Raw genomic sequence first — 24,694 nt, 5'->3', positions numbered from 1 at the left:
CTGTGATATAAATGTAACGCATGAATAGCGTCTTGTCGATGGCACGCTTCGTCGCTCTGGAAACGGCATCAAACTTGCCGGTAAAATTTTGCTGAACGCCGAGACCTAGTCGCGATCAAGCCATGGCGGAACGACCAGGCCTTTCGCCTCCAGCCAGGCGCGATTGTAGAGGGTCGAGAGATAGCGAAATCCGGTGTCGCACAGCATCGTCACGATCCGGTGCCCCGGCCCGAGCTGCTTGCCGAGCGCAACTGCGCCCGCGACGTTGATCCCCGAGGAAAGCCCAAGGCACAAGCCCTCCTCATCCAGCAGCCGCGTGACCCATAGCATCCCCTCATTGTCAGAAATGCGGAACTGCGTATCGACCGGCGCGCCCTCCAGATTTGCGGTGATCCGCCCCTGCCCGATCCCTTCAGCGACTGAGCTGCCCTCGGCCCGCAATTCGCCGCACGCATAATATTGGTAGAGCGCCGCGCCGTAAGGATCGCTCAGCGCGATGCAGACATTCTCGTCCTTCGCCTTCAGCCCCAGCCCGACTCCGGCCAGCGTGCCGCCGGTGCCGACCGAGCAGGTGAATCCATCGATCCGTCCCTCCATCTGGGTCCAGATCTCCTCGGCTGTCCCGACGATATGCGCGCGGCGATTGGCGATATTGTCGAACTGGTTTGCCCAGATCGCATTCGGCGTCTCCTCGGCGATCCGCCGCGAGGTGTGCACGAAATGCCCAGGGTTCGAATAAGGCGCCGCCGGCACCAGCACCAGCTCAGCGCCGAGCGCACGCAGCGTATCCATCTTCTCCCGGCTCTGCGTCTCGGGCATCACGATGATCGTCTTGTAGCCCTTGGCATTGGCGACCAGCGCCAGCCCGATGCCCGTATTCCCCGCAGTCCCCTCGACGATCGTCCCGCCAGGCTGGATGGCGCCTCGCGCCTCGGCATCCTCGACGATGAACAACGCCGCCCGGTCCTTCACCGAGGCACCGGGATTGGCGAATTCGCACTTACCGAAAATATCGCACCCACTTGCCTCGCTCGGCCCCTTGAGCCGGACGAGTGGGGTGTTGCCGATGAGCGCGAGCGTGTTCTGGGCGATGGTCATGGCCCCTAGATAGCCGTCCGCGCCGATCCGGCAAGCAACCGCTGCTGCATCACGGTCAAGCCGAGGTTGCTACCCCGGCCGCGCGCAGATGCGGCTCCAGCCGCCCGCTCAGCCACAGGAAGAACATCCGGTAATCGCTCGCGAGGGACCAGAGCGGATAGGTGAAGGTCGCCGGCCGGTTCTTCTCCACCCCGAAATGCGCGCCCCACGCAAAGCCATATCCGGCCAGCGGCATCAGCGCCCACCACCACCCGCCCCGGGTCAGCGCGATCGCGAGGAGCAGGAAGGTCAGCGCCGTCCCCGCATAATGCAGCCGTCGCGTTACGGGCTTGGAATGCTCGCGCAGATAGAAGGGCCAGAAGGCGGCATAGGTGGTGATCGGCTTGGTTGCCATGTCCCGATGCTAGCCGCTTGGCGCCACGATGCAAGACCAGGGTAGGCCCTCGCCAACCCGCAAAAATCCAATCTCCCCTGATGAGATAGGAAAACCCTTGCCACCTTGAAAAACGCGTGTCACAAACGCGGCAGAAATACGGCAATAATGTGGCAAGGAGTGTCAAAATGAAGGCAATCTCGATCCAATCGAAAGCCCTGGCGTGCGTCGCCATCAGCGCCCTCATCCTCTCCGGCTGCGACAAGGGCCAACGAAGCTCAAATAACCAGCCCACCGAATCCGCCTCCTTCGAAGTCTCGGCCAACGCCAGCGACATGGCCTCCGACCCATCGGGCGAGAAATACAAAGCCAACGACATATCCCCGGTCCACGCCGTCGCCGACGCGCCCGTCTCCACCTTCGCCGTGGACGTCGACACCGGCGCCTATGCCAATGTCCGCCGCTTCCTGAACCAGGGCCAGCTCCCGCCCAAGGACGCGGTCCGCACCGAGGAGATGATCAATTATTTCCGCTATGATTACCCTCTCCCCTCGGATCGCGAGGCGCCTTTCAGCGTCACCACCGATGTCGCCCAGTCCCCTTGGAACCACGACACCAAATTGCTGCGCATCGGCCTGCGCGGTTATGATCTGAGCTACGCCAAGCGCCCGCCCGCCAACCTCGTCTTCCTGGTCGACGTCTCCGGATCGATGAACGAGCCCGACAAGCTTCCGCTCGTCAAAGCCGCCCTCTCGCTGCTCGCGGACAATCTTCAGCCGCAGGACAAGGTCGGCATCGTCGTCTATGCTGGCGCCGCCGGCGTCGTGCTCGAGCCCACCAGCGACGCGTCCGACATCAAGGCAGCGCTGGACCGGCTCAACGCCGGCGGCTCGACCGCAGGCGGCGCAGGCATCAAGCTCGCTTACGACACAGCCCGCGCCAGCTTCATCAAGGGCGGTATCAACCGGATTCTGCTCGCCACCGACGGCGACTTCAACGTCGGCATCACTGATCAGCGCCAGCTCGAGCAGCTCATCGAAAAGGAACGCGACGACGGCATCACCCTCACCACGCTCGGCTTCGGCCAGGGCAATTTCAACGACGCTGTGATGGAATCCATGGCCGATCTCGGCAACGGCAATTACGCCTATATCGACAGCGCGATGGAGGCGAAAAAGGTCCTTAGCGAAGAGCTCTCCTCGACCCTTTTCACCATCGCTAAGGACGTGAAGGTCCAGGTCGAGTTCAACCCAGCCTATGTCAGCCAATACCGCCTGATCGGATACGAGAACCGCGCCCTCGCCGAGCAGGATTTCGCCAACGACAAGGTCGATGCCGGCGATATCGGCGCCGGCCATCAGGTCACCGCGATCTACGAGGTCGTGCCGACAGGCGCAAAAGGCTGGCTCCCTGATCGCCACTTCACCGCGAACACCCGCCCCGTCCCCGCCGGCAGCAGCCAGAGCGGCGAAATGGCCCAAGTCCGGCTTCGCTACAAATTGCCCGAAGGCACCACCTCGCGCCTGATCGAACGTCCGATCGCCGCGACCCTGCTCACCACCCAGGCACTGCCCCGGGGCGACATGGCCTTCGCCACCGCCGTCGCCGCCTTTGGCCAGAAGCTGCGCGGCGACACCCGCCTCGGCGACATCGGCTATGCGGATATCCGCCGGCTGGCAGGCGACCAGTCAGGCTATTGGCGCCAGGAATTCGTCAAGCTGACTGAACTCGCCGAAGCCGGACGCACGCATGCGGCGCCGCAAGGCGGCGAGATCGGCACGGAATAATCGAATCCGCGACCCCTTCCTGGGGTCGTGGCAGGGAGCGGCCGGGGATTTCGTCCAGCCCCGGTCGCTCCTTTTCCACCGCGACCGTTTGACACCCGACAGCCCACCCCCCAAGCCTTCGGCAGAATACCGTCCAGGCCTCGGGGGATCGCCCATGCAACCATTCGCCATCGCCTTCGCAACCGCGCTCGCCCTCACCGCTGCGCCCGCCTCGGCTCAGACGGCAACCCCGCCCCGCCCCGACCAGCTCACCTTCCGCGCCCTCTACAAGGAGCTGGTGGAGACCGACACATCCGTCTCCACCGGAAGCTGCACCGCCGCCGCCGAGAAAATGGCCACCCGCCTCAAGGCCGCCGGCTATACCGACCAGCAACTCACTCTGTTCAAGGCCGACAACCTCCCGCTCGACGGCGGCCTCGTCGCGCAACTCCCCGGTACCTCGCCCACCGCAAAGCCGATGCTCCTCCTCGGCCATCTCGACGTGGTCAACGCCCGCCGCGAGGACTGGCAGCGCGACCCTTACGCGTTTATCGAGGAAGGCGGCTATTTCTACGGCCGCGGCACTGCTGACATGAAGGCTCTCGACGCCATCTGGGTCGACACCCTCATCCGCCTCAAGCAGCAAGGCTATAAACCCAGACGCACGATCAAGCTCGCCCTCACCTGCGGCGAAGAATCCGGCGCCCGCATGAACGGCGCGCAGTGGCTTGCGGAAAACCGGCCCGACCTCATCGCCGCCGAATTCGCCCTCAACGAAGGCGGCGGCGGCACCACGGACGGGCATGGCAAGCTCATCGGCCAGGCAATTCAGATCGGCGAGAAATCCAACCGCGCCTTCGAGTTGGAAACCACCAATATCGGCGGCCACAGCTCGATCCCGATCGACGACAACGCTATCTACGAGCTCGCCGACGCCATCGAAAAGTTGCGGGCGTACAAATTCCCGGTCCATTTCAACGACACCACCCGCGCCTATTTCGCAAGAGCCGGCGCCGAGCAGAAAGACGCCGCCGGTCGCGCGATGGTCGCTCTCGCTGCCAACCCCGCCGATCACGCGGCGGAGGCGATCGTCTCAGCCGATCGCACCCATAATTCCATGCTCCGCACCACCTGCGTCGCGACCATGCTCGAGGCAGGCCACGCCGTGAACGCCCTCCCGCAGCGGGCCAAGGCGACGGTCAGCTGTCGCATCGTCCCCGGCGAAGATGCCGACACCACCCGCGCTGCCCTGATCGCAGCGATCGGCGACCCGAAGGTCAAGGTAACCCTGGTCGGCCGCATCCGCCCGGTCGCCGTGCCCCCGCCGCTCGACCCGAAGATCCTCGCGCCCGCCGAAAAGCTCGTCGCCCGCTATTTCCCCGGCATATCGCTCATCCCCACCATGATGACCKGCGCCACCGACGCCACCTTCCTCGCGCCGGCGGGCATCCCCACCTACGGCGTCCCCGGCCCCTGGGGCGACCCGGACGGCAATGGCACCCACGGTCTGAACGAGAGAAACGAAGTCCGCTCAGTCTATGTCGGGAGAGATTTCCTGTTCGATCTGGTCAAGGAATATGCTGGGCGCGAATGAACCAGCGCCGAGGCCGCTCGACGTTTAGTCGAGGTCGACCCGAAAATGGTGATTTCCGAGCACCGGAGCGCAGCGTGCTTCAGGCACGTGAGCACCGAAGCGCAGGGAATCGCCATTTGCAGGCCGGCATAGGCTGAATGCCGACCGTCCCGAACCTAAAGGATCGGCACCAGCACCCGCCTGACCCACCCCATCGCCTTCGTCTTCGCCACATCCGCAATCTGCGCGCTCTCGGCATAAGCGCGGCTATTCTCGCCTATCAGCACGGCCGGCCACTTGCCCTGATGCAGCGCGATCGCACGGCGCATCTCGCTGAAATGCTGATGGAATTGCTCGCTGATCTCATTGATATCCGGATGCGACACAGCGCGCAACGCCTTCGCGACCGCATCGTTCAGCCGCACCATCGCCGCCGCATGGTCACGCCGCAACTCGATCAACCTGCCCCGCGTCTCCAGCGACATCGTCGCCACCACCTGGGTAATCTGGTGGGAAACCCTTTCGAACTGCACGATCGCCTCTTCAACTTCGCTCCGCATATCCATCCCCTCCAGCAAATCGGCGCGAATACAGGCAATGCTGGCGGCGACGGGACGATGCCTGATCGTCCCCTGTTCGCCGCAATTGCCCACCCGCGCCGCCGCGTAACCTCCTCGTCGCCCCGTTTTTCGAAATCGATGCGCCGCTCATAGCCGGCAACCGTGGATAATTCTTGAACAAGTCAAAAATCCCCCCGTACATCCGCGCAGCGCCCCCTTTTTCGAAACGCCGGGCGCGAGAAGCGTTGCAGCCCGGCACCCGTAACGAACCACGATTATTCAGGCTGTTATTGACTTAGTCAATAACCTCTCGCCGCGCACCCTCTGCCTTGGGTGGTGAAGCTGTGCGGAATGGGGCTGATCCCCTCTTGCCCGATCCATCTGACGGCTTGGCGTACTTCACCCCGCGTTTACGGTGATGCCTCTACACACGCCATTGGATCGCGCGGCAGATCGTTGTACGTCCGGTGCGGGGGGCTTGTTGTTTCGTGTGAGGAGCATGACGACGGCCAAAACGATATTGGTTTGCGATGATGACGAGTTGCTGGTCGATCTGCTCGACTATCGTCTGACTGGACGCGGTTTCGAGGTTCTGATCGCCAGAGACGGCGGCCAGGCGCTCGCGATGGCTGCCGAGCGAACGCCCGACGCAATCGTGCTGGACGCGATGATGCCCGTGCTTGACGGCCACCAGGTGCTGCGACGCCTGCGCGCGGACGCGGCCACCTCCACCATTCCAGTCATCATGCTCACCGCGCGCAAGCTGGAGCGGGACATCGTTGGCGCGCTTGAGCTCGGTGCGGACGATTATCTGGTGAAGCCATTCATCCCGGAGGAACTGATGAGCCGCCTCACCCGCCTCATGGCCGCGCCCCGTTGAGTCTGTATGTCGTGCTGATTCCGATAGTGTTGCTCACGGCGCCGGCCCATGCAGAAGCCCAGGACCACACGGCGGATGCGTATCGGGCCGGAGTCGAGGCCAGGTTGAACGGAAATCCCGAGCGCGCGGTGATGCTGCTTGGGCCCGTGGTCGCCGCGGATCCACGCAACTCGGACGCTCAGGTCCAGATGGGACTGGCGCAGTTGGCGCTCGGCCGACTCGACGAAGCCGAGCATGCCTTCCGGGCCGCGCTCGAGGTTGCCCCGGGCTATACCGATGCGCGTGTCGGACTGGCTCGCGTGGCGCAAAGGCGCGGCGACCAGGCGGCTGCGTTGCGCGAGCTCGACCAGGCGGATGCAGCGAATGCTGATGTCGCCGCGCTCCGCGTCCAGCTCGCCCGCACCGAGGAGTCGCCGCCGTGGCAGCTGGACATCGACGGGAGCTACAGCGCGCTCACCGGTCCGCAGCCCGACTGGCAGGAAGCGTCGATCCAGCTCCGCCGCCGGCTCGATGAGACGACGACGATTGGCGGCCGGCTCGAATATGCCCGACGCTTCGGCAAGACCGACATCTATGGCGAGGCGCTGCTGGAGCATGTCTTTTCGCCCAAGGCGCGTGCTTATGTGACGTTCGGCGCGGCAGCGGATCCCGATTTCCGCCCGAAATGGCAGATCGGCGCGGGCGGCTCCTTGCGGGTGCACGACGGCGCCTATGCCACCGTCCTCACCCTGGACGGGCGCCAGGCGCAATATGCGATTGGAAACGTGCAATCGCTGACACCGGGGATCGAGCAATATCTCACCGCCCGGGCCTGGCTCACCGCGCGCTGGATCAACCTGTTCGATGAAAGGGGCACGCGGCGCACCGGATATCTGGTCCGCGGTGATCTCCAGTTGGCCCCGCCCGCGCGCCTCTTCCTCGGCTATAGCGACGCGCCCGACACGGACGAAGGGATCGTCGTTGACGTCCGCAGCATCTTTGGCGGGGTGAGCTACGACGTGACCCCACGGACAACGCTCCGTGTCACTATCGCCCATGACGATCGCGCGACCGGCGCGGATCGCACTCAGGTCGGGCTCGGGCTCGGCTTTCGCTTTTGAATGCCCTGCGGCTGATCTGGGAGACCTCGCTGGTGCTCGCATCAGCCGCGATCCTGGTGATGATGATGCTGATCGTCGCCCGGGTGATCACGGCCCGGCGCGCGATCCGACGCAGTGCCGAACGTCGCGCGCTTACCCCGATCCTGCTCCGCGCCGGCGATCATGAAGCCGATGCGATGCCCAGGATTGCGTCCGACGTGGCCACCGACCTCTCACTCGAACTGATCCAGCTTGTCCGCGGCGACGAGCGCGCTGCCTTCATCGCCAACGCGACCGAGCTCGGTATACCGGCACGGCTCGAACGGCGCCTGCGATCCGGCTCGCACCGCGACCGGGCCGATGCGGTCCATGGCCTCGCCCAGTTCGACGACCCGACGACACGCGACGCCCTCTACCGATCGCTCGACGATCCGGACAAGAACATCCGCCTCGCCTCAGCGCTTGCGCTGGCTGCGACTGACGAGGTGCTGGATATCGACAGCCTGGTCGAAAAGCTCGAACTCGGCGCGGGCCAGTCATCGCTCGTGACGGTCAGCCTGTTTCGGCGCATCGCCGAAAGCCAGCCCGAGCAGATCAAGGCGCTCGTTACTCGCCCCGGACAAAATGCGGAGGTCCGCCTCGCCGCGATCGAAGCGCTCGCCGGAACCGGCGACTATTCGCTGGTGCCGGTGATCGCGCAGCTCGCCATGGCCGCCGCCGAGGATACCGAGGAACTCCCCCGCTATCTCCACGCGCTCGGCCGGCTCGGGCATCCGGCTGCCCGCCCCGCGGTTCTGGCGGGCTTGTCGAGCACAGCGATGTCGGCACGTGCCGCCGCGGCGGGCGCTGCCGGGCGGATCATGCTCGTCGAGAGCGCGGGCCGGCTGGCTGAGCTGCTCGGCGATCCCGAATGGTGGGTGCGCTTCCGCGCCGCCGAATCGCTGATCCTGCTCGGCGAGCCCGGCCTCGTCCTGCTGCGCGCCGCCGCCGCTGGTGGCCAGGGCCTCGCCCGCGATGCCGCGACTGCCATGCTCGCTGAACGCGAGCTCCCGCTATGATCCCGTTCCCTCCCTGGGCCGGGCAAGCGGCTGAGATCGTCACCTGGATCGTGATCGTGGCCGGGCTGATCCAGATCGCGCTGTATATCGTCCAGCTCTTCTTTGCCGGCTACGCGCTCCACCGCCGTCCGTCCCAAACCTCGACCAGCCTGTTGTGGGAACGCTATGGCGATCTTGCCCCGCCGATCGCGGTGATCGCGCCGGCCTATAATGAAGAGCTCAGCATCATCGAAAGCGTCGAGGCATTGCTCGCACTGCACTATCCCGATTTCGAAGTGCTGGTGGTTAATGACGGTTCGAAGGACGGGACCCTGCAGCGGCTGATCGACCATTACCGCCTCAGCCCAGTCGAGCGCTATCATGATCTCGCGGTCGAGAACCAGCCGATCCGCGGACTCTACGCGGCGCCCGATCTTCCCCGCCTGCTCGTCATCGACAAGGTCAATGGCGGCAAGGCGGATGCGATGAACGCCGGCATCAACCTCGCCCGGACGCCTTTGGTCTGCGTGATCGATGCCGATACCCTGCTCGAGCCGGACGCGCTCATGCGTGTGGTGCGCCCTTTCATCGAGGATCCGCTCCGCACCGTCGCCGTCGGCGGCACGATCCGCATCGCCAATGGCTGCCGTGTCGAGGGCGGCCGCGTCATCGAGGCCCGCCTTCCGCGCAACTTCCTCGCGCTCGTGCAGACGGTCGAATATCTCCGCGCCTTCCTGATGGCGCGGCTCGCGCTCAGCCAGATGCAGACGCTGATGATCATCTCCGGCGCGTTCGGCCTGTTCCACCGCCGCTCGGCGATCGAGGTCGGCGGGTTCAGCCAGAATACGGTGGGCGAAGATATGGAGCTTGTCGTCAAGCTCCACCGCCATATTCGCGACCAGAAGCGCCCCTACCGCATCGTCTATATCCCGGAACCGGTCAGCTGGACCGAGGCGCCCGAGGACCTGAAGATCCTCGGCAACCAGCGTTCCCGCTGGCAGCGCGGCTCGCTCGAGACGTACCGCAAGCACCGCGACATGTTCCTCAACCCGCGCTACGGCCGCATCGGCTTTCTCGGCTTCGGCCAGGTGTGGATCGTCGACGTCATCGGCCCGATCGTCGAGGTAGCGGGCTATGCGCTCGTCCCGCCGCTCTGGCTGCTCGGCCTCATCTCGCTGGACTATCTGCTCGCCTTTATCGCGGTGATCTTCACCTTCGGCGTGTTCGTCAGCGTTGCCTCGCTGGTGCTCGATGAAATCCAGCTCAAGCGCCTCCCCCGCGCCCGCGACCTCGCGATCCTCACCCTGGTCGCGGTGGCCGAGAATTTCGGCTTTCGGCAGCTTAACAATCTCTGGCGGGTGCGCGGCTGGTGGCATTTCCTCCGCAAGAAAACCGGTTGGGGCGCCATGACCCGCAAGGGCTTTCAGCGGCCCTGATCCGCGTCCTTCATCAGCGCGAGCAGCACCGCGGCCAGCGCACGGATCGTCTCCGGAGGCGCACCATCGTCCACCGCGTCCTCCACCGCCCGCGCCGCATCGCCGATCGGGGCAAGCCCGAACATCGCCGCAAGGCCCGACAGCCCATGGCAGATGTCGCGCACCGCACCCCACCCGCCACGGGCAAGCTCGGCCGCGATCACCACCTGCTCCGTCGCCATGCGTGTAAGGAAGCGCTCGCGTACCGCCGCCATCTGCGCCTCGAAATCAGTCACGCGAGGAACTCGCGAACCTGCGCCGCCAGCCTCATCGGGTCGAACGGCTTGGCGATCACGCCCCGCGCGCCAAGGTCGCGAAGGGCCGCCACCTCATGCGCATGGGTGCGCGCGGTGATGAACACCACGGGAATCCCCGCCATGTCGCCCCGCTCCCGCAACCGGGCGAAAGCCGTCGGCCCGTCCATCCCCGGCATCATCACATCGAGCAGGATCAGGTCCGGCCGCCACACCGCCGCCTCGGCAATCGCCTCGGGCCCTGAAGAGGAGGTCCGCACCTCGAACGCCGGATCGAGCCCGAGCGACAGCTCGGCGACCTCGCGGATATCCGCCTCGTCATCGACATAGAGGATGCGCGTCACGCCATCTTCTCCTGCTGGGCCCTCTCGCGCTGGCGCCTGGCGATCACCTCCATCACCTCGGCGGCAAGCTCGTCGAGAGTGGCGCGGGACTTGACCAGCGCGCGGTCGACTCCCTTCAGCTGGTGCGGCTCGACCTCCTGCGCGGTGAAGACGAAGATCGGCACATCGATCCGCCGCAGCCGCAGCTCGGGCACCAGATCGAGCCCCGATCCGTCTTCCATCCCGATGTCCAGGATCGCGGCGTCGAACTGGTGGAAGCGCAGCGCTGATCGCGCCTCCTGAACGCTCGGCGTCGAATAGACCACCGCCCAGGTATCGAACACGCTCGCCAGCACGCGGAGCATGTCCGGATCGTCATCGACGTGCAGGATGCGCGGCAGCTCCTCCGCGGACCTGTCCGGCGCCGCGATCTCCGCCCCCCGCGCGGCCGGCACCGTGGCGGCGGGCAGATCGACATGGAATACGGTGCCCTCCCCCGGGCTGCTCTCGAACCCCACCAATCCGCCCAGCTGCTCGACGATCTCGCGCACGATGCTGAGGCCAAGCCCGGTGCCGCCCTTCTGCCGCGTATCGGAACTGTCCGCCTGCGCGAACCTGGTGAAGATCCGGCTGCGGAACTCGTCGGCGATCCCCGGCCCCTTGTCCGCCACGCTGATCCGGAAACGCCGCTCGAGCTGCGTGACCGACACCGATACGGCCGCGCCGCGAGGCGAGAATTTGATCGCGTTCGACAGCAAATTGGTCAGCACCTGCATCAGCCGGTCGTCATCGGCGAGCACCGCCGCTCCCTCGGGCGGGGGCTCGAGCTCGATATGCACGCCATATTCCGCCGCGAACCCCGCATTGGCATGGAGCGCCGCAGTCAGGATCGTTGCGAGATGGATCGGCCTGATATCCAGCTCCATCCCCCCCGCCTCGATCTTCTCGATGTCGAGGATGTCGTTGATCAGCCGCACCAGCCGCGATGAATTGGCCTGAGCGATCTCCACCAGGCGCAGCGCCTTGCGCGGCACCTCGCCCGCCGCGCCGCCCATGATCAGCCCGAGCGAGCCGGCGATCGAGGTCAGCGGCGTGCGCAATTCATGGCTCACCGTCGCGACGAATTCGTCCTTCATCTGCTCGATCTCGCGCCGCTCGCTGATGTCGCGGGTCACGGCGAGAAACTGGGTCACCGCATTCAGCTGGAACGGACTGATCGACACCTCCAGCGGAAAGGAAGTCCCGTCGCGCCGTCGCCCGATAAACTCCTGCACCTCGCCCGCGACTTCGAGCCGCCTTGCCTTCAGCCGCCGCAAGAACGTCTCGACCTGAGCCCGCTCCGGCGCCACCTCGAACAGCATGTTCACATCCCGGCGCAACAGCTCCTCGGCCGGATAGGCGAACATCTTCGCCGCGGCCGGGTTCAGGCTCTCGATGCCGCCGCTCGGGTTCATCACGATCATCCCGTCCTTGGCACTTTCGAAGATCGCCTCCTGCCGCGTGGCAAGATCGGCAAAGCGCCGCAGCACGAGTTCGCGCGCCGCATTGATCCGCGCGATGAACACAGCCGCCAGCGCGAGCGTCAGCAGCAGGAATGTCTCAAGCAACACGCTGCTGCGCTGCAGCCTGATCTGCGTCGCCTCGGCCGCTTCCGTCCGCCGGCCGAGCTCGGCGCGCTCCTCATTGGACAATTGGCCGATCAGCGCGCGCAGCACCTCCATCCGCTTCCTGCCCTCGCCGCCCGCGACCAGGCGCTGCGCATCCGCGCGCGCGCCGCTTCGGGTCTGCGCGATCGTGCGGTCGGCAAAGCCGCGCATTTGCGCTGACGCGACGCGCACCGCCACAAGGTCGCCGCGGCGCACCGAATCCTCCGGCAGGTCCCTCTCGAGCGCCGTCAACGTCGGACCCACACGCTCGATCGCCGCCTGATAGGGCTCGAGGAACCGCTCATCGCCGGTAATCACGAACCCGCGCTGCCCGGTCTCGATATCCTGGTGCAGGGACAATAGCCGCTGCAGCTCGGCCCGTGTCTCATAGGACCGCACGACCTCGCGCCGCAGCGACGCCGTCTCGTCGAACCCGCGGTTGATCATGATGGTCAGCAGCACCAGGATCAGCGGCACGCCGATCAGCGCTGCGACGATCGCGACGCGGGCCCTCAGGGAATAGCGTCTCGCGGTCGGTATAGCGCGGCTCCTTACTCGCCACCGCATCCCCGCGGCGCTCGTGCGTTCTCTATCTCACGCCGAGTCCGATGGCGCCACCGAAACCGGCTCGGCTGGACGGACGGATGATCATAGCGGCTTTGATGATTGCAGCACATCGCATCCAGCTTGAATCAACATCGATTATTCATGGACTTAATTTGACTTGATCGATCACCTCACCCATCGCCGGCTGAACGGGCGGCGGGGGACGGGGAAGCTGATGCGATTTGGTTCATTGATGCGCACGGCGGCCATCTGCAGCCTTCCGGCCCTGTTGGCCTCGTGCGGCGGCTCGCCATCCGGCGGAGGCACGTCCACACCGACTCCAACCCCGACGCCGACACCGACCCCCACGCCAGCGCCCCTCCCGACCGGCCGTGCCGTCAGCACAGGCGCAAGCCCGTGCTTCGTCTATATGTACAGCACCCATGATCGCCTCCCGAGCGACACGCAGATATCCGGCGCATATTGTGGGCGCGACGGTCGCTTCGGTGGCAGCGTTGCGGGGTTCCAGGTTTACAGCTTCGGGACGTTTGGATCGATTTCGAGCTTCGACAAGAGTTATGTGTATGTGACTGGCGTGGAGAGCGCCGGCTCGACCCTTTTCGGCTATGTCGGCCCGCGCGGCGCGCTCGTCTATTCCCCGACCACCTCGCTGATCGACTATGCGGGCAGTCAGGCTGCGGTCAAACACGGCCTTGGGCTCGATTCCGGCCTTTTTGCCCTGGCGACCGATCGCGATCTGACCAGTTTCGATCCCGTCGTTGCGCTTGCTTCGACCGATGACGCGACTCACCGCGAAGGCGCCCGGGTGGCGGCGGCGAACCTTCGGGCCCTCACGGCGGCCGATGGTCTCAGTTCTGTGATGGCAGGCTATTACGATCCCTATTTCCGGGACGGGCCCAATTATCGCGCGGTCGGCGACTATCTGGCATCGCATAATGCGTTCCTGTTCGACAACGCGACCATGACGGATTTGCTGACCAGGAACGTCGCGCCGGGCCGCTACCGCCCCGATGTCCTGAGCGCTGCCGCCCATCTGATTGACGCCTATGCATCGGCGATCGGCGTCCAGGTAAGCGACACTGCCACGGCCGCGCAATTCACCCTTGGCCTGCCCGGCTATCTGCGCCTCGAGCTTGTCGTGCTGCTCAACGCCAACAGCGCCGAAGCCGCAAGCCGGGCAATGGCTGTGACCAACCAGGATATTCTGAATGCCACCGCGGTATATCGCGAGGTCCTGCCTTTCCCGACGACCGGTAACTTCTTTCCGGGCCCGGACTTCTTCGCAGCGTCGGCCAGCGCCCCGTTGACGATCATCGCCGACACAACGTCGGGGTCGCTGGTCTCGAATGACGTCTATGCCAATGGCCCGACCGGCAGCATCGGCTTCTTTCCTTCGACGTCGCAGGTCATGTCGGTTTCGGTGCCCTCGGCCAACAGCGCGAAAGTGGCGACGGTGTACCTCGCCGGCCTGGTCACAGTCCTTCCGCTGAACGGCTTCACCGGCACGACCTATTTCGATTACGTCGTCCGGCACCCGAGCGGGGAGCAGGGAACCGGGCGGGTTTATGTGACCTTCCGGTAGCCGGTTATCGGCTCGATTGCGCGCATCGCCCCTTGCCCTTCCGGGCATCACCCGGCGTCAGCCCAGATCCCGTCCTTATCAGCTGCGTGGTTGGTGCCACCTCCGTCTTGCAGGGCAAACCGAAATAGAGTCAGGTCACCATTCGATTTGAGCGGGCGCCCTGGCGGCACTATCAATTGCACAGGCACATCGAGATATATCGCCATCGAGTTCCAGGGAGAAGAATATGAAACGTCTGACGATCGTCCTGCCCGCCATCGCAATGCTGGCGGCCTGCAACTCCCAGCCAACCGTCCACGCCGACAATGCCTCTGTCGCAGATGTTGCGGCGGCCACGCAGAAGGCGGTCGCGCTGCAACCCGGCAAGTGGGAGACCAGCGTCACGATTCTCTCGCTCGAGGGCCCCGGCCTCCCGCCCGGCATGGGGACCGCGATGAAGGACCGGATGGCCGGCCAGAAAGTCGAGACCTGTCTCACGCCCGAACAAGCCGCCAAACCGCCGCAGGACATGCTCGGCGCCTCCAAGAACTGTACCTATGAGAAGTTCGAAATGACCGGCGGCAAGATGAGCGGCAGTCTCGTCTGCAAGAACGCGCCCGGCATGCCGGGGGGTGAGATGCGCGCGACGATGTCAGGCAATTTCGCCAGCACCAGCTATGATGTCACCAGCGAGGCGACAATGAGCATGCCGGCGATGCCCGGGCGCGCCGGCGGCGAAGTGACCACCAAAACCCAGGTCACCGGCAAGCGCATCGGCGATTGCGACGCACCAAAGGCCGGCTGAGCCGGCGCGTCGGGGCACGCGCACCTTGCCGACTATGCTGCCGACCGAGATCGGGATGAGAATTCCTGTCATGTGAAAGAGCGGCGCGCACCGCTTTGGACGGTTTGCTTGTGTCGCTATGGGCGATTTCTGGCACGGGTTGAATCGCGGGTGCGCGTTCGCGGCGGATATGTTGGACGTGTGACATAATTCGGCGCGGATTTCGGGCGCTGGAAGGGCTGGTACGAGGGGAACGTGCGGAAAACCGCGCGTGCCCGTTGGATAATTATGTCATGCCCATGGGGGGGTAGCAGCCAGGGCTCGAGGCGAGGCAGGTGGAGGAAAGCGATCATCGTCTCCGCAGCTGTTGGGAATGTCATGAGGGGTCACTGACATTTCCTATCTGTACAGAACATTGTACATGTGCGGTCGGGAGGGCGGTCACCCGTCTGCTCAGCTTCTTGCACAACCGCGCCAATCTGAAGGCGCTGTTGCAAGCGCACCGTCCGCTTTCACCGCGGACGGTGTAGCCTCTCTGGGCGGCCAGAATTGAGGGGTATCGTACGCGACACCGTATCCACAATCATGCCCCACCCTTCGATGGCTGGAGGGGGCCGCTATGTTGCACGCCAAGCAGCTGCCAATGCGGCGGGGTGCGTTGGAATATGTGCAGCACGCGGGTCGCGGCGACAGGGTTGGCTTTGCCCTCAAAGCTCGCCTCGATGTCCGCGCGAGCAAGCGCCAGCACCACATCGCCGGATTCCACGAGGGAGACTTCGCTCAGCTGATAGCGCGTGCACACATATTTGCCGCTGTGGAACCGTCCGATCCACTGCTGCCGATCGAGCACGAAACCAACCGGACCGACCGCCCGGAACGCGGCATTGCAAAGCTGCTCGTACAATGAAGCGTCGCCACGGATTTCTGCCTCCGCGATATCGCGCAAAAGGGCTTCGACATCGTCACGCATCGTCCTTTCTCCTCTACTCAGCCGTCGCGCCCCACCGCCGTTCCATGTACTTTAGTTGCTTCAATATTGTAAGTTACTAAATCATAGTCAAGCCCCTTTGGAAGCTGGCCATGATTGTGGTTCCGATGCCGCCCCCTCTCCACTAGGGTGCCGGCGATGAGCGCATCCGAGGATAATCTGGCCGGCGAGGCGTGGCGGTTGATGTTCGGCTATCTGATGCAATCGGGCCCTGACCGGGCGCGAACGCTTGGCGCGCGGGGGCTAACCCCCAATGACGCGCGCGCATTGTGGCACCTGGACGATGGCCAGGGGCGGCCGATCGGCTCGCTCGCGCGTGATTGGAACTGCGACCCTTCCAATGCCACCTTCATCGTCGATCGCCTCGAGCGGGCGGGGCTGGCGGAGCGGCGACCGGACCCGGATGATCGCAGAGTGAAGCTCGTTTTTCTGACTGAGGCCGGCGCTCGCACCAAGGCAGAGGTGATGGCCGAACACCTCCGGCCTCCGGCAAGCCTGGCGACGCTCTCGAAGACGGAGCTCGCCGATCTGGTGGCGTTACTCCGGAAGCTGCCTCAAGCGGGCAGCTAAGCCCCCCAAGGGCACTGCCGGTACGACCTATTTCCATTTCGTCGTACGACACTCGAGCGGGGAACCGGCCGGGTCTATGTGAGCTTCCGTTAGGTCATCCAGGCGAGAATTGGGCTGACGTCGGGTGATGCGCAGAAGGGCAAACGGGCGAAGCACGCAATCGTGCCACGGCAAGATCCGTAATTGGCTTGCGGCTATAATTAGGGGTTATCGCACGTGGTACCGTAACTTCACCGGGCGCCCATGCCATCCAATCAGCCAGTGAACACATCGCGCCTGTTCAACATATTCTCGCCTCCGGGCCGATCCGTGAATCTAGCAGAGCACGGCAAACTCTAGGATCAGCCATCTGGACTGGGGACCAGCATCTGCCACATGCGGCGCAAAAAGCTCCGATGGCCTGCGCCACGCTTCCCCGGAAGCGTGCATTGGTATTGCGCGGCAGCGTAGCTCGACAATCCGACGTCGGTTTTAGCCGGTTTGTGACCTAGCGCCTTGGGCTCGTCATCAGCACCGGAAGGAACAGGGCCAACTGTTTCCGGACAAACCACGGTATGCGTCACTGCCCGTCTGCGCAGGCTGCTTATTCTACGGATGTCCGGCTCGTCCCAGCGCCGCGCAATGGTCGCTTGGGTGATAACTCCCGACCTTGCCAGTCCGCAGTACCAGCTCATCAGGTTGGGCTTTCCCAAGATATGCACCACCATCGGAGGCTCGAGAACGGCCCGGATATCCCGTACTGTGTCTATACGCGTGTAGCCGCTTTGAGGATGCTCGCACTGCGCGATCAAGCGCCCGTGTGCTGCCAGTGAGTCCTCGTATGCACGGAGATAGTTCGAAAGGCTAAGGCCAGTCTCGGTCGCATAGGGGTAGAGCAAATAAGCCGCAGCCTTTCGGTAGGCCGTTTCGGGCGTCGCGTGTCTTCGGGCTTCATCCTCACGGCCGACCTCAACCAGCAGCCGGTAGAGGCGATAGCGGCGTTCAACCTGGCCGAGCCTCTCGTCAGCCACGTCCTTCTTGCTACCGTGCACTTGAGAATAGGCTCGGGCCGCATCATGGAGTTGATAGGTTTCAAAGAATTGCCTGGCGCGAAGAAGCCTTCGTTCGACAAAATCCTCATGTGCCAGATGAGAAAAGTATCGAGCCTCTTCGACTACAATATGAGAGGCCACAATACAGATCCCGACAAGCGAGAGCGCGGCAACGAGAAGCGAAAGGCCCAGCCCCGCCCCAAGTGCGATCTTGCTTGGACCGTCGGACGCTAAAATCGCAGCGCGCCAGTCGCTGGCAAGCGTTACCACGAACCGTCTTGCAAACGTGGTGATTAACCTAAAGTTGGCAATGATTGCGACGAAAACCACAAACGCGATTACATAGCCTCCAAACATGCGCCAAACGATCGCATAAGTTTCTCCCGAATCAGCTCCCTTTTCAGTAGAAACAAGTGTCACAACGTATGTCGCGGCAGTCCCTGCCGCTCCCGCGAGGGCGACGATTTGAACCTTCGCGTTGGTGATGATCGCTTGAAGCGTCTCAGTCAATTTGGCCATGATGAACGGCTCTCTTCATGAAGATAGTGCGCTATGTCACGAGCGAAATTCCTGTTAGTCTCGGCAGAATTGCGAGCCGTTGAGATGGAACGGAACAAGTCGCGCCTGCGCTGGCAGTCATCGTCGCCTCCGTAACAAGCATCATAGGCGCGCCAGAATGCGCCTCTAACCAACAATAGTGACATCAAATTGCGCTCGGGTTCCATCAGCCCCGGGGGCCATGGCTTTCCTTCTGCAGTTTCAAAATCTTTCGTATGAATGCTTGCTGCCAACTCCGTGAGGCGGCGGTAAATTGGCGGTCCGACCGTCGCATCGACATGCTTTACATCTTGACCGTTAGGATTGATCAGAGTTTCCAGGCTCGCCATTGCTGCCGTGACGTCATTTGCCCTAGTGAGATTGTCCATCGGACGATCGAACAGAATCTCGGAAAGATACACCGCACTGACCCGGCGACGCGTGGTCGTGTCGACAGCATCGTTCTCGACTTCAAAGTAACTCAATACAGCGGCTGTGTTCTTAGATAGTTCGCGAGCCGCGAAATATCGGCGTGCTTCGCTGAGTCGCTCCAATTTTGGAAATACCATGCTTTGGCAATACCATAGGAAGCCTCTCAGTGCCGACCGACCCTCGGCCGGATCATCGCCCGCCTCACTGACATCGCTGCCGACATCATCACTGTCGACACTCACTTTGAATACGCCAGGCTGACCCTCCGCAGTCTTTGCGAAAGCGGAGACGATCAAGTCTTCCCGATCCTCAAATGAAATAAGTGGCGCCAGCTTCCAGACGGCGTCAATGGATTCACCTGCGAGTAATTTGGTAAGCCTTGCGTCACCTTCGAGCGCGTATCGGACCGTTTGGGATCGAGAATCCGGATCATCTTCAGCGGGTTTTGGAAGCTTTTCGCCTAGAATTGTATGAGCCGAATCCTCTTCGTCCGCAGGCATCCGTATGGATGTTTCCGCCAGTTCTCGTAGAACCGCGATGGTCGTGCGGTCATCGGTAAGATATCTCGGCTCTTCCTGCGGCGACAGGGACCCTTTGGTTATTCCACGATCGTAGGAAACGCGAGAGTGAAGATAATAGGAACTTATGAATGTAATGCCCAATAGAAGGAAGACTATTGTCAATGTTCTGTAAATTAACAGACTCAAGGCGGTATTTTTTATCTCTTCCATTTAGATGATCTTTCTGTAGACTACTCCAGTTAATCGTATACATTTTCTCCACACTGCCGAGGCACGTAGGCGAGACTGCGCTCTCCGGAGGCGCATTGCCGAATAGCCGGCATATAAGAGCCGATTAGGGAATTGCTCGCAGATGGGCGGCACACACACTCGCAGCTGTCGTCGAAAATGCACAAAGACCTGCTTGAACTTCTCATCGACCCCAGCCCCGCAGGCGCCTTTCACAATGGCGTCCCGACGTTTCCGATATTGAAGCACCTCCAAGGCGCCGACTACAACAGGCTAACATGCATCTGAACGACGTGACAGATATGATTGCACCGGAACGCGCTGGATCTTTCAATACAGTCCCGGACACGACAAGAATATTACTGCACTCGCATTTTCATTTACAATGATGTTCGATCACATCGACAACTGGTCAAGCAGCTTATGTCGCCCGCGAGCATTCCCAGGACACTGCACTCACCCCCCCACCCACCAGCGTTACCATCCCCAGATGCCCGCCCTCGAATCCCGCCTCCGCTCGATTCGCGCCCATGATGATGGCATCGACAGCTGGCGCATAGCCGATGTCGCGCCGCCGCCGCTGCTGGCCGGGCTGATTGACGGCTATAGCGATTATGCCGAGCGCACCGGCAGCTTCACCACCCGGCGCGAGCTGCCGCATGCCCGGGGCGTGATGATCGTCAATCTCGGCGCGCCGATCGCTATCACCGGCGGCGATGGCCGCGAGATCGCGCTGCGCGCCGGCGAGGGGTTCATCGCCGGGCCGCATCTGCTCTGTCGCGCTCGTCCGGGTCGCAATCCGGCCTGCACATCTTCCTGCCACTCGCCAGCCTCAGGCGGCTGCGCATCGATCTGATACTATGGTCAGACCGCGGCGCGGGCCCGTCGTGCGCGGCGCGCATCCATTGCCTTCATGGTCTTGGCAGCGAGGGCGGTAAGCACGGACGTTTCCCGCTCGCCCACGTCATGATGCGCCTTGAAATCGACGACGCACAGCGTGCCGATGCGCCGGCCTGTCCCCGTCAACAAGGGAACGCCCGCGTAAAACCGCGCACTCGGCGCGTTCGAGACCAGCGGGTTTTCGACAAAGCGCGCGTCAGCACTCAGGTCTTCGACCATCAGGACCGCCGGGCCGCGCAGCAGGTGCGTACAAAAGGAGATCGACCGCGGCGTTTCCGTCGCATCGAGACCCACCTTGGCCTTGAACCAGGAGCGCGTCTCGTCGATCAGCGAGATGAGCGCGATCGGCGACTTCAGTTCCCGCGCCGCCTCGCGCACGATCGCGTCGAATTCGGGTTCGTTGGGCGTATCGAGCAGGCCGTAACCCTTGAGTTCGGCAAGTCTCTCGGTCTCTTCGCGATCGCTCATGTGTAATCCCCTTCAAGCGCCTGTAACCAACACGGAGAGAAAGGATGAAGCATGGTGCCTCGCACCATATTTCCGTTCGACCCTGGCTCTGCGCCCGCCGCCTCTCAGCGACCGGATCGTCGCCCCCCTCATGCATCGTACCTTCGGTCAGTCGACCGCATGAACCATACGGTCGCTGCCGGGATTTGGATGCAAAGCGCATTCGGGGCGGGTGTATTTTGGTGCAGTGAACTTGCGGTTTCGCGATTAGCGGTGAAGATCGCCGCCGTAGCGCCCGCGGTTCCGGCGGCACTGCACGTAACTCGCACCTCCCCCAGGCACTTCCCCACCCCCACCCACCAGCGTTACCATCCCCAGATGCCCGCCCTCGAATCCCGCCTCCGCTCGATTCGCGCCCATGATGATGGCATCGACAGCTGGCGCATGGCCGATGTCGCGCCGCCGCCGCTGCTGGCCGGGCTGATTGACGGCTATAGCGACTATGCCGAGCGCACCGGCAGCTTCACCACCCGGCGCGAGCTGCCGCATGCCCAGGGCGTGATGATCGTCAATCTCGGCGCGCCGATCACTATCACCGGCGGCGATGGCCGCGAGATCGCGCTGCTGGCCGGTGAGGCGTTCATTGCCGGGCCGCATCTCCGGCCTGCTTTGTCGCGCTCGTCCGGGTCGCAGGCCGGTCTGCACATCTTCCTGTCGCTCGCCAGTTTGCGGCGGCTGGTCGGCGTGCCGATGGACCGGCTGATCGATCAGGTCGTGCCGCTCGATGCCCTGCTCGGGCGGGAGGCGAGCGGACTCTGCGCCGCCCTGCTCGACGCGCCCGATATGGCCGGCCGCATCGCGCTGCTCGATGCCGCCCTGCTCAGCCGCTTCGCCGCCGCCCCCGCGCTGGCGGGTGCGCAGCGCCATGCCCTGGCGCTGCTGCGCGATCGGCCCGATCTCGATGTGGCCGAGGTGGCGCGCACGATCGGCTGGAGCCGCAAGCATCTCGCGAACCGGGTCCAGGATGCGGTCGGTGTCGGCCCGCGCTGCTGGCGGCGGCTGCTGCGCTTCGAACGCCTCGTCGCCGGGCTCGCCGAGGGCCCAGCGGCCGGCCTTGCCGGACTCGCCTTCGATGCCGGCTATTGCGACCAGTCGCACATGATCCGCGAGTTCCGCGAATTCGCCGGCCTCACCCCCGGCGACTATCTCGCCCGCGCGCTCGCCGATGGCGGAGGCCTGGTCGAAGCCTGAGGTTCGTTTGATCCAATACCGGCCCTCACGCCCCCCGCTAAGGGCAGTCGGGAAGGAGACAGACCATGACCAAGCAATCGATCATCCCCGCCCTGCGCTACGCGGATGCGCCCGGGGCCATCGAATTCCTCTGCACCGCCTTCGGGTTCGAGCGCCATGCCGTCTTCGCTGACGACAAGGATCCGACGATCATCCACCACGCCCAGCTGCGCCTCGGCAACAGCATGGTGATGCTGAGCTCGGCCCGCCCCGGCGAAACGACCGAGCTGTATCGCTGGAAGACCCCAGCCGAAGCCGGCGGCGTCACCGCGTGCATCGCCTGCGTGATCGACGATCCCGACGCGCATTTTGCCCGCGCAAAGGCGGCCGGCGCCGACATCGTCACGGAGCCGCACGACAATGAAGGCTATCCCGGCCGCAGCTACAATGTCCGCGATCCCGAAGGGCATGATTGGGATTTCGGCACTTATGATGCCTGGGCTGAGGGGTGAGGCGGGCAGTCGTTCGCGACCAAGCTAAACCGTCACCCCGCGCTTGTTCCGGTCCGCCGTGCCGCTCTTCTTGTCCCTCTCCCCTTGTGGGAGAGGGAAGGGGCCCGTGCGAAGCACGGGAAGGGTGAGGGGGACTCTCTTTTGGGCCAACGCCACCGAACCTCACTCCCCCTCATCCTCCCGTCGCTTCGCTCCTCCTTCCTTCTCCCACAGGGGGAGAAGGAGCAGTGCGTTGCCACCGCCTTCGCGCCATCCCCCATCGACACCCCCACCCCCGCCCGCTAAACCCCGCTCATGGCTACAGAACTCTATGATCTCACAATCCCCGTCTTCCTGCGGGGCTTCACCGCAATGTCCGCCTTCCTCGCCAAGGGCGAAGCCTATGCCGAGGAGAAGGGCATCGATCCCGCCGAGCTGCTGAACGCGCGGCTGATCGAGGATATGGGCCCGCTCACCAGCCAGGTGCAGCGCGCCAGCGATGCGGCGAAGTTCACGGCGGTGCGCATCGGCGGCATCGAGAATGTCGCGATGCCCGATGAGGAAACCAGCTTCGCCGATCTGCAGGATCGCATTGCGAAGACGCTCGCCTTCCTCAATGCAGTCCCGCGCGAGGCGATCGATGGCAAGGAGGATGCGAAGGTCGAACTCAAGCTGCCCAACCGCACGCTCGAATTCACCGGCCGCTCCTATGCGATCGGCTTCGTGCTGCCGAACTTCTATTTCCACGTAACGACCGCCTATGCCCTGCTCCGCCACAAGGGCGTGCCGATCGGCAAGATGGATTATCTCGGCGGCGTCTGATGCCGGTGCGGATACAGGCCCCAATGCTGGCCGCCGCTCTGTTGCTCGCGGGCTGCAGCGGCGGCAACAAGGCCGGCGGTTCTGACGATCTCGTCTACAAGCCCATCGCGCCGGACGTCTTCACGGTGGTGATCGATCCCAAGATCGACGTCTCCAAGGCGGAGGCCGCCTTCCGCAAATATTGCTACGACCGGCCAAGCTGCGTCATCTACGGCTGGACCAACCCAGCCGACGTCTCCCCCACCACGCCGCTGGACGACCCCCACTACCAGTCCCTCGCCGTCCGCTACGTCGCCCACGCAGTCGGCACAGACGACATGATGTGGGACTGCCTCCGCTTCCTCAAAGCCCGGGCGCCGTGTCTGCCCAAGGCGTGATGCGTGGGCGCGCTCTCACGTCTGCCTAGTCTTCCGCCCGCTCAAACTGGCTCGCGAATTTCACATTATAGGCGTGGAGCTCGCCCTCCGGCGTGATCACCATCTCGGTAATATTGGCGCGCTGAAAGCTGTCCTCGTTCGCTTCATCGTTGATTTTGAGGCTGACGGTCAGGGCGCCGTCATCCGTGTCGATGATCTTGTAATCATAGGCGACCGGCTGCCCGAAACAGGTGACCTCCCCACCCTCGACGATCAGCTCCGAAGCCGGGTCGTCCACATCGGTCCAGCGACCCTGCATCTCGCCTGGAAGCGGCACATCACGTCCAACTCGCTCCATTTGCTCGTCCTTCGGTCCATGGCTCACGCAGATTAGACCAGGGACACGCGCCCACAAGTGGATCTGCAGCAGCTTCCAATTTCGCCAACTGTCGTCGGGCGTTGCCCGGTAAGCGGACTTTCACCGGGCACTCTGGCGGCCGTCCACGAGACTAACGCGTGCTTCGGCATTCCGCGCGCAAAGATCGGACAGAGATGCTCGAAGCCGTGCCGCATCGAAATCGATCAATGGGAATATCGCGTCGTTCGGCAGAAACGTCGTGGATAACCCGCTTTGACCATCGATGATCACGTCAGGGAATAGCGGCGCCCCTATGGTGCTTTCAAAGGCGCCATCGCGGAACATCTGGCTTTGGATCAAGGCACCGCTCCACGCCTGATCACACATCCAGTCGGAGAGTGCGTTTACGACGCACAGATCGCAATAAACGCCCCCTGCTACGTCAAAAGCATCTGGCTCGAGCTGGAGACAGTCCATAATCGACGTCGCCGCCCTCCGGCGCGCGTCGGCAAATTGGACAAGATCAGCTTCATCCCACTCTTCGGATCCGGCAAAGCAAACCGTTACAGCGGCGTCGGCACGCAGGACGACTTTCGTGTTGAACGACGGATGCGACCGGGTTCGGGCAATGGCGAAGGTAACCGTGCCGAGAACAAGGTTGTGGAGGGCCGTTCCATCCCGGATCTCACCCGCATACATGCCAGGTCGCATGCGCACTTTGGCGACGTCGTCCAGATTCTTGCTCCACCCGCAGAATATCGCTGTGTGGTTGTAGCCGCCGGCGCTTGCATGCGCCAGCGACCCTCA

Annotated in this window: 26 protein-coding genes; 14 read left to right on the top strand and 12 right to left on the bottom strand. The window is 63.6% G+C overall.

Annotated elements, in window-relative coordinates; translation table 11 throughout:
* Positions 1-105: 105 nt before the first annotated feature.
* Positions 106-1,098: a cysteine synthase A gene (locus tag AC1DVS_RS12740; protein WP_478023514.1), complete on the bottom strand. Its 993-nt coding sequence runs from the start codon at positions 1,096-1,098 to the stop codon at positions 106-108.
* A 55-nt stretch (positions 1,099-1,153) separates the two neighbouring features.
* Positions 1,154-1,492 carry an Mpo1-like protein gene (locus tag AC1DVS_RS12735; protein ID WP_478023512.1) on the bottom strand — a complete coding sequence of 113 codons (339 nt, stop codon included), beginning with the start codon at positions 1,490-1,492 and terminating at the stop codon, positions 1,154-1,156.
* 167 nt (positions 1,493-1,659) lie between these two features.
* Between AC1DVS_RS12735 and AC1DVS_RS12730 the strand changes: the two genes are divergently transcribed.
* Positions 1,660-3,258, top strand: a complete 1,599-nt coding sequence (locus tag AC1DVS_RS12730) for a vWA domain-containing protein (RefSeq protein ID WP_478023510.1) — start codon at positions 1,660-1,662, stop codon at positions 3,256-3,258.
* A 154-nt stretch (positions 3,259-3,412) separates the two neighbouring features.
* Complete coding sequence (locus AC1DVS_RS12725; protein WP_478023508.1) at positions 3,413-4,831, top strand: M20/M25/M40 family metallo-hydrolase; 1,419 nt, start codon at positions 3,413-3,415, stop codon at positions 4,829-4,831.
* A 155-nt stretch (positions 4,832-4,986) separates the two neighbouring features.
* On the opposite strand, the gene AC1DVS_RS12720 is transcribed toward AC1DVS_RS12725, so the two are convergent.
* On the bottom strand, positions 4,987-5,370 hold the full coding sequence (locus AC1DVS_RS12720; protein WP_478023506.1) for a hypothetical protein: 384 nt from the start codon (positions 5,368-5,370) through the stop codon (positions 4,987-4,989).
* A gap of 499 nt (positions 5,371-5,869) precedes the next feature.
* On the opposite strand from AC1DVS_RS12720, the gene AC1DVS_RS12715 reads away from it, so the two are divergent.
* The 4 genes from AC1DVS_RS12715 to AC1DVS_RS12700 are packed head-to-tail and all read left to right on the top strand — an operon-like array spanning position 5,870 to position 9,802.
* Positions 5,870-6,250, top strand: coding sequence for a response regulator transcription factor (locus AC1DVS_RS12715; protein ID WP_478023504.1), 381 nt, complete (start codon positions 5,870-5,872; stop codon positions 6,248-6,250).
* Positions 6,247-7,350, top strand: a complete 1,104-nt coding sequence (locus tag AC1DVS_RS12710; protein ID WP_478023502.1) for a YaiO family outer membrane beta-barrel protein — start codon at positions 6,247-6,249, stop codon at positions 7,348-7,350. The genes AC1DVS_RS12715 and AC1DVS_RS12710 overlap by 4 nt, the downstream gene beginning before the upstream one ends.
* A complete protein-coding gene (locus AC1DVS_RS12705; protein ID WP_478023500.1) occupies positions 7,347-8,387 on the top strand; it encodes a HEAT repeat domain-containing protein in 1,041 nt (346 codons plus the stop codon). Before AC1DVS_RS12710 ends, AC1DVS_RS12705 begins: the two co-directional genes overlap by 4 nt.
* Entirely contained in the window at positions 8,384-9,802 is a 1,419-nt protein-coding gene (locus tag AC1DVS_RS12700; protein WP_478023498.1) for a glycosyltransferase family 2 protein, read from the top strand. The genes AC1DVS_RS12705 and AC1DVS_RS12700 overlap by 4 nt, the downstream gene beginning before the upstream one ends.
* Here the strand turns inward: AC1DVS_RS12700 and AC1DVS_RS12695 are convergent.
* Genes AC1DVS_RS12695 through AC1DVS_RS12685 form a run of 3 tightly spaced genes read right to left on the bottom strand, consistent with a single transcriptional unit; the run spans position 9,790 to position 12,631 of the window.
* Complete coding sequence (locus tag AC1DVS_RS12695; protein ID WP_478023496.1) at positions 9,790-10,077, bottom strand: Hpt domain-containing protein; 288 nt, start codon at positions 10,075-10,077, stop codon at positions 9,790-9,792. The two genes, AC1DVS_RS12700 and AC1DVS_RS12695, sit on opposite strands and share 13 nt — an antisense overlap.
* On the bottom strand, positions 10,074-10,439 hold the full coding sequence (locus tag AC1DVS_RS12690; RefSeq protein ID WP_478023494.1) for a response regulator: 366 nt from the start codon (positions 10,437-10,439) through the stop codon (positions 10,074-10,076). Before AC1DVS_RS12690 ends, AC1DVS_RS12695 begins: the two co-directional genes overlap by 4 nt.
* Positions 10,436-12,631, bottom strand: coding sequence for a sensor histidine kinase (locus AC1DVS_RS12685; protein ID WP_478023492.1), 2,196 nt, complete (start codon positions 12,629-12,631; stop codon positions 10,436-10,438). The genes AC1DVS_RS12690 and AC1DVS_RS12685 overlap by 4 nt, the downstream gene beginning before the upstream one ends.
* Positions 12,632-12,788: 157 nt before the next feature.
* On the opposite strand from AC1DVS_RS12685, the gene AC1DVS_RS12680 reads away from it, so the two are divergent.
* Together AC1DVS_RS12680 and AC1DVS_RS12675 are read left to right on the top strand one after the other, a co-directional pair.
* Positions 12,789-14,213, top strand: a complete 1,425-nt coding sequence (locus AC1DVS_RS12680) for a hypothetical protein (protein WP_478023490.1) — start codon at positions 12,789-12,791, stop codon at positions 14,211-14,213.
* Between the two features lie 226 nt (positions 14,214-14,439).
* On the top strand, positions 14,440-14,997 hold the full coding sequence (locus AC1DVS_RS12675) for a DUF3617 domain-containing protein (RefSeq protein ID WP_478023488.1): 558 nt from the start codon (positions 14,440-14,442) through the stop codon (positions 14,995-14,997).
* Between the two features lie 562 nt (positions 14,998-15,559).
* Here the strand turns inward: AC1DVS_RS12675 and AC1DVS_RS12670 are convergent.
* Entirely contained in the window at positions 15,560-15,946 is a 387-nt protein-coding gene (locus AC1DVS_RS12670; RefSeq protein WP_478023486.1) for a nuclear transport factor 2 family protein, read from the bottom strand.
* A gap of 156 nt (positions 15,947-16,102) precedes the next feature.
* Between AC1DVS_RS12670 and AC1DVS_RS12665 the strand changes: the two genes are divergently transcribed.
* Positions 16,103-16,534: a MarR family winged helix-turn-helix transcriptional regulator gene (locus AC1DVS_RS12665; RefSeq protein WP_478023484.1), complete on the top strand. Its 432-nt coding sequence runs from the start codon at positions 16,103-16,105 to the stop codon at positions 16,532-16,534.
* Positions 16,535-16,875: 341 nt separating this feature from the next.
* Here AC1DVS_RS12665 and AC1DVS_RS12660 read toward each other — a convergent pair whose 3' ends face one another.
* Positions 16,876-18,084, bottom strand: a complete 1,209-nt coding sequence (locus AC1DVS_RS12660) for a hypothetical protein (RefSeq protein ID WP_478023482.1) — start codon at positions 18,082-18,084, stop codon at positions 16,876-16,878.
* Positions 18,072-19,265, bottom strand: a complete 1,194-nt coding sequence (locus AC1DVS_RS12655; protein WP_478023480.1) for a hypothetical protein — start codon at positions 19,263-19,265, stop codon at positions 18,072-18,074. Before AC1DVS_RS12655 ends, AC1DVS_RS12660 begins: the two co-directional genes overlap by 13 nt.
* A gap of 508 nt (positions 19,266-19,773) precedes the next feature.
* On the opposite strand from AC1DVS_RS12655, the gene AC1DVS_RS12650 reads away from it, so the two are divergent.
* Positions 19,774-20,139: a hypothetical protein gene (locus tag AC1DVS_RS12650; RefSeq protein ID WP_478023478.1), complete on the top strand. Its 366-nt coding sequence runs from the start codon at positions 19,774-19,776 to the stop codon at positions 20,137-20,139.
* 8 nt (positions 20,140-20,147) lie between these two features.
* On the opposite strand, the gene AC1DVS_RS12645 is transcribed toward AC1DVS_RS12650, so the two are convergent.
* Positions 20,148-20,651 (bottom strand): GAF domain-containing protein, encoded by a 504-nt coding sequence (locus tag AC1DVS_RS12645; RefSeq protein ID WP_478023476.1) that lies wholly within the window; start codon positions 20,649-20,651, stop codon positions 20,148-20,150.
* A 357-nt stretch (positions 20,652-21,008) separates the two neighbouring features.
* Between AC1DVS_RS12645 and AC1DVS_RS12640 the strand changes: the two genes are divergently transcribed.
* From AC1DVS_RS12640 to AC1DVS_RS12625, 4 genes are all read left to right on the top strand, one after another.
* Positions 21,009-21,881: a helix-turn-helix domain-containing protein gene (locus tag AC1DVS_RS12640; protein WP_478023474.1), complete on the top strand. Its 873-nt coding sequence runs from the start codon at positions 21,009-21,011 to the stop codon at positions 21,879-21,881.
* A gap of 65 nt (positions 21,882-21,946) precedes the next feature.
* A complete protein-coding gene (locus AC1DVS_RS12635) occupies positions 21,947-22,372 on the top strand; it encodes a VOC family protein (RefSeq protein ID WP_478023472.1) in 426 nt (141 codons plus the stop codon).
* Between the two features lie 294 nt (positions 22,373-22,666).
* Positions 22,667-23,173 (top strand): DUF1993 domain-containing protein, encoded by a 507-nt coding sequence (locus tag AC1DVS_RS12630; protein WP_478023470.1) that lies wholly within the window; start codon positions 22,667-22,669, stop codon positions 23,171-23,173.
* Positions 23,174-23,178: 5 nt separating this feature from the next.
* Entirely contained in the window at positions 23,179-23,550 is a 372-nt protein-coding gene (locus AC1DVS_RS12625) for a hypothetical protein (protein WP_478023468.1), read from the top strand.
* A 25-nt stretch (positions 23,551-23,575) separates the two neighbouring features.
* Here the strand turns inward: AC1DVS_RS12625 and AC1DVS_RS12620 are convergent, their stop codons facing one another.
* Both AC1DVS_RS12620 and AC1DVS_RS12615 read right to left on the bottom strand, forming a co-directional pair.
* A complete protein-coding gene (locus AC1DVS_RS12620; RefSeq protein ID WP_478023466.1) occupies positions 23,576-23,887 on the bottom strand; it encodes a hypothetical protein in 312 nt (103 codons plus the stop codon).
* Positions 23,888-24,007: 120 nt separating this feature from the next.
* On the bottom strand, positions 24,008-24,586 hold the full coding sequence (locus AC1DVS_RS12615) for a hypothetical protein (RefSeq protein ID WP_478023464.1): 579 nt from the start codon (positions 24,584-24,586) through the stop codon (positions 24,008-24,010).
* Positions 24,587-24,694 lie beyond the last annotated feature (108 nt).

This window comes from Sphingomonas sp. P3_C5, from assembly GCF_056402635.1.
The sequence above is the reverse complement of the archived record's forward strand: the minus strand, read 5'-3'. Positions and strand labels throughout refer to the sequence as shown.

What these genes read in the sequence shown, in the direction of transcription:
- AC1DVS_RS12655 (WP_478023480.1), bottom strand. Translation starts at nt 19,265, where the DNA reads ATGGAAGAGATAAAAAATACCGCCTTGAGTCTGTTAATTTACAGAACA.
- AC1DVS_RS12715 (WP_478023504.1), top strand. Translation starts at nt 5,870, where the DNA reads ATGACGACGGCCAAAACGATATTGGTTTGCGATGATGACGAGTTGCTG.
- AC1DVS_RS12730 (WP_478023510.1), top strand. Translation starts at nt 1,660, where the DNA reads ATGAAGGCAATCTCGATCCAATCGAAAGCCCTGGCGTGCGTCGCCATC.
- AC1DVS_RS12640 (WP_478023474.1), top strand. Translation starts at nt 21,009, where the DNA reads ATGCCCGCCCTCGAATCCCGCCTCCGCTCGATTCGCGCCCATGATGAT.
- AC1DVS_RS12740 (WP_478023514.1), bottom strand. Translation starts at nt 1,098, where the DNA reads ATGACCATCGCCCAGAACACGCTCGCGCTCATCGGCAACACCCCACTC.
- AC1DVS_RS12735 (WP_478023512.1), bottom strand. Translation starts at nt 1,492, where the DNA reads ATGGCAACCAAGCCGATCACCACCTATGCCGCCTTCTGGCCCTTCTAT.
- AC1DVS_RS12665 (WP_478023484.1), top strand. Translation starts at nt 16,103, where the DNA reads ATGAGCGCATCCGAGGATAATCTGGCCGGCGAGGCGTGGCGGTTGATG.
- AC1DVS_RS12685 (WP_478023492.1), bottom strand. Translation starts at nt 12,631, where the DNA reads ATGCGGTGGCGAGTAAGGAGCCGCGCTATACCGACCGCGAGACGCTAT.
- AC1DVS_RS12700 (WP_478023498.1), top strand. Translation starts at nt 8,384, where the DNA reads ATGATCCCGTTCCCTCCCTGGGCCGGGCAAGCGGCTGAGATCGTCACC.
- AC1DVS_RS12635 (WP_478023472.1), top strand. Translation starts at nt 21,947, where the DNA reads ATGACCAAGCAATCGATCATCCCCGCCCTGCGCTACGCGGATGCGCCC.
- AC1DVS_RS12650 (WP_478023478.1), top strand. Translation starts at nt 19,774, where the DNA reads ATGCCCGCCCTCGAATCCCGCCTCCGCTCGATTCGCGCCCATGATGAT.
- AC1DVS_RS12615 (WP_478023464.1), bottom strand. Translation starts at nt 24,586, where the DNA reads ATGTATGCGGGTGAGATCCGGGATGGAACGGCCCTCCACAACCTTGTT.
- AC1DVS_RS12720 (WP_478023506.1), bottom strand. Translation starts at nt 5,370, where the DNA reads ATGCGGAGCGAAGTTGAAGAGGCGATCGTGCAGTTCGAAAGGGTTTCC.
- AC1DVS_RS12660 (WP_478023482.1), bottom strand. Translation starts at nt 18,084, where the DNA reads ATGGCCAAATTGACTGAGACGCTTCAAGCGATCATCACCAACGCGAAG.
- AC1DVS_RS12670 (WP_478023486.1), bottom strand. Translation starts at nt 15,946, where the DNA reads ATGCGTGACGATGTCGAAGCCCTTTTGCGCGATATCGCGGAGGCAGAA.
- AC1DVS_RS12675 (WP_478023488.1), top strand. Translation starts at nt 14,440, where the DNA reads ATGAAACGTCTGACGATCGTCCTGCCCGCCATCGCAATGCTGGCGGCC.
- AC1DVS_RS12620 (WP_478023466.1), bottom strand. Translation starts at nt 23,887, where the DNA reads ATGGAGCGAGTTGGACGTGATGTGCCGCTTCCAGGCGAGATGCAGGGT.
- AC1DVS_RS12630 (WP_478023470.1), top strand. Translation starts at nt 22,667, where the DNA reads ATGGCTACAGAACTCTATGATCTCACAATCCCCGTCTTCCTGCGGGGC.
- AC1DVS_RS12645 (WP_478023476.1), bottom strand. Translation starts at nt 20,651, where the DNA reads ATGAGCGATCGCGAAGAGACCGAGAGACTTGCCGAACTCAAGGGTTAC.